We start from the raw sequence: 3098 nt of genomic DNA, 5'->3' as shown, positions 1-3098 counted from the left end.
GAAGAGTCGGGTGCGCAGGCCCAGGTGTTCGAGCACCCGGTCAGCGGCCATCAGCCGCAAATTGGCCTCATGCGCGGGCAGCGTGGCGAATTCGCCGCGGCGCTTCTTAGTGGCCGCCTCGTCGTATCCGTTGAGCAGGAGGGCGTCACCGCCGGCCCGCCGGGCGGTCAGCCACTCCACGGTCCCCGGGTCGTGATCCAGCTTGTAGCCGCCCTTCAATCTCGGGGCGACGAGCAGCGACACCGGCACGGTACGGGCGTCCATTCGCTCGCAGAACTCGGCGACGTCGCCCAATGTGCGATCGCGAATCCCCGAAACCGAGACGATCAGCTTTCCAGACGTCAGCATTCCAGACACAACTCAAGTTTGCCGATACCAGGTGTCCAGACAGTGACGCACACGCAGACGGGAAACGTCAGTTCCCCGCAGCTATCCGCTAATTCGGCAGCACTGCCTCGACGGCCGCGATCACCTCGGGCGCATCGGGAACCGTTTGCGGGCGAAATCGGTTTACCACCTTCCCGCCCGGCGCGATCAGGAACTTCTCGAAATTCCACTGTACGTCTCCGGCCTCGCCCGCGGCATCAGGTGTCTTGGTCAGTTCGGCGTAGAGCGGGTGCCGTTCCGGCCCGTTGACCTCGGTCTTCGCCAGTAGCGGAAACGTCACACCGTAGGTGGTGGAACAGAAAGTCTGGATCTCCTCGGCGGTGCCGGGCTCTTGGCCCATGAATTGATTGCACGGGACGCCGAGAACGGTGAGCCCGCGCTCGCCGTAGTCGCGCGCCAGCTGTTCGAGCGCAGCATATTGCGGCGTCAAACCGCATTTGGACGCCACGTTGACGACGAGCACGGCACGATCGCCGAAGTCGGCCAGGGACAGGGTTCCGCCATCGAGGTCGGTCAGAGCGATCTCGGTCACAGTCATAGTGGGAGGCTACCTGCATCGCACCCGCGACAACTTAGATTGATCGGCTAGCTAGTTTGTCGTTAGGCTGGCGGATATGGCTTCGCGCGTGGCACCGCCGACGGACACCGCCCCCGACGTCGAGTATCCCGATTCGCTCGACGCCGGGCTGTTGCGGATCGCCGGAGTCGCCGTCCTGGCCTCGGTGATGGCGATTCTGGACGGCACGGTCGTCAGCGTCGCCCAGCGCACGTTCATCGCGGAGTTCGCATCCACCCAGGCCATCGTCGCCTGGACGATCACCGGCTACACGCTCGGGCAGGCCACCGTCATTCCACTGGCGGGTTGGGCCTCCGATCGATTCGGCACCAAGCGGTTGTTCATCGGTGCGGGGCTCTGGTTCACGCTGGCATCGCTGCTGTGTTCGATGGCGTCAAATATTGGCCACCTCATTGCATTTCGCGTCATCCAGGGCTTAGGGAGCGGGATGCTGGTGCCGCTGACTCTGATCATCCTGACCCGCGAAGCGGGTCCGCGACGTCTCGGTCGATTGATGGCGGTGCTCGGTATTCCGATGCTGCTGGCCCCGATGGGCGGGCCGGTCCTGGGCGGTTGGCTGATCAGCGCCTATGGCTGGGAGTGGATCTTCCGGATCAACCTGCCGGTCGGCGCGATCCTGCTGCTGTCGGCGGCATTGATCTTCCCGAAGGAGCGATCGCGTCCATCGGAGGCGTTTGACTTCGTCGGGATGCTTTTGTTGTCACCGGGATTGGCATCACTGCTGTTCGGGATTTCTTCAGTGCCGCGGCGGGACAGCTTCACCGACAACCACGTGTGGATACCCGGCCTGATCGGCATCGCCTTGATCACCGCGTTCGTTGTGCATGCGCTGCACGGCGCCGACCACCCGCTCATCGACCTGACACTGTTCAAGAACCGCGCGGTGACCTTTGCCAACACCGCGATGTTCTGGTTCTCGGTCGGATTCTTCGGCTCGGCCCTGGTGGTCCCCAGCTACCTTCAACAACTGTTTCACGAAACACCGCTGCAGTCCGGGCTGCAATTGATCCCACAGGGGCTCGGCGCGATGCTGACCATGCCGCTGGCCGGAATGTTGATGGACAAGCGCGGCCCCCGCGATGTGCTATTGGCCGGGATCACTCTGATTGCGAGCGGACTGAGCGTATTCGCCTACGGCGCTTGGCAACAGGCCGATTATCTACCGACCCTGTTAATTGGTCTGGTGACCACCGGCATCGGCCTGGGCTGCACGCTGACACCGCTGTCCGGAGCTGCGGTCCAGACGTTGGCGCCGCATGAAGTAGCGCGCGGCTCGACACTACTCAGCGTGAATCAACACGTCGCCGTCGGTGTCGGCACCGCGTTGATGTCGGTAATCTTGACCAGCCAGTTCAATCGCAGCGAAACCATCGGCACCGCACAGAAACTCGGCCTTCTGCGCGGCAAATTCACCAAGCACGGCGTGCCGGCGCCCCCGCAGCACGAGGTTCCCGCCGAATTCACCACGCGGCTGATGCACGACCTGACCCACTCCTACACGCTGGTGCTGGCGGTCTCGATTGTGGTTGTCGCGGTGACGCTACTGCCGGTGGCGTTCTTGCCCAACAAGCCGCCGCCCCCCGGCCGCGCCCAGTCGACGGTGCCCCTGTAGGGGCGACCAGTACCCCGACCGTGCAGTTTATGGATGTCGATCCGCAATTTTCACGGCCACAACCCGCACACTCGACGCCGGATGCCCGACTTTACCGACGCCGAGGACGCAATTTAGGCCTGCGCTCCGCTAGCTGCCAGCAACCAGGCGTACTGGTAGGCGGTCTCTTTCCAGCGTTCGTAACGCCCGCTGATACCACCGTGGCCGGCGGTCATCTGGGTCTTCAACAGCACCGGGTTGCCATTCGCATTGGTATGGCGAAGTGCGGCAACCCATTTGGCCGGCTCCACGTAGAAGACCCGAGTGTCGTGCAGCGACGTCATGGCGAGAATGGCCGGATAGTTCTGCTCAACGACGTTCTCGTAGGGCGAATACGATTTCATGTAGTGGTAGACGTCGCTGTCGCTCAACGGGTTTCCCCATTCGTCCCACTCGGTGACGGTCAACGGCAGCGACGGGTCGAGGATCGTCGTCAGCGGATCGACGAAGGGCACCTGCGCCAGGATGCCCGCGAACAAATCA

Annotated in this window: 4 protein-coding genes; 1 reads left to right on the top strand and 3 read right to left on the bottom strand. The window is 63.2% G+C overall.

The genetic code is table 11. The annotated features are described in order from the left end of the window. Nucleotides 1-348: DUF2334 domain-containing protein (locus AC2VOU_RS16710; RefSeq protein WP_486958372.1), on the bottom strand; the 348-nt coding region annotated here is incomplete at its 3' end. A gap of 88 nt (nucleotides 349-436) precedes the next feature. Then, nucleotides 437-925 (bottom strand): glutathione peroxidase, encoded by a 489-nt coding sequence (locus tag AC2VOU_RS16705; RefSeq protein WP_486958371.1) that lies wholly within the window; start codon nucleotides 923-925, stop codon nucleotides 437-439. A gap of 76 nt (nucleotides 926-1001) precedes the next feature. Here AC2VOU_RS16705 and AC2VOU_RS16700 point away from each other — a divergent pair, with 76 nt between their 5' ends. Further along, nucleotides 1002-2576: a DHA2 family efflux MFS transporter permease subunit gene (locus AC2VOU_RS16700; RefSeq protein ID WP_486958370.1), complete on the top strand. Its 1575-nt coding sequence runs from the start codon at nucleotides 1002-1004 to the stop codon at nucleotides 2574-2576. A gap of 113 nt (nucleotides 2577-2689) precedes the next feature. Here AC2VOU_RS16700 and AC2VOU_RS16695 read toward each other — a convergent pair. Continuing rightward, on the bottom strand, nucleotides 2690-3098 hold a 409-nt coding region (locus AC2VOU_RS16695), incomplete at its 5' end, for a prolyl oligopeptidase family serine peptidase (RefSeq protein WP_486958369.1).

It is taken from the genome of Mycobacterium sp. TH-M25 (assembly GCF_057473665.1).
This window is presented reverse-complemented; position numbering and strand designations above follow the sequence as displayed.

What these genes read in the sequence shown, in the direction of transcription:
- AC2VOU_RS16705 (WP_486958371.1), bottom strand. Translation starts at nt 925, where the DNA reads ATGACTGTGACCGAGATCGCTCTGACCGACCTCGATGGCGGAACCCTG.
- AC2VOU_RS16700 (WP_486958370.1), top strand. Translation starts at nt 1,002, where the DNA reads ATGGCTTCGCGCGTGGCACCGCCGACGGACACCGCCCCCGACGTCGAG.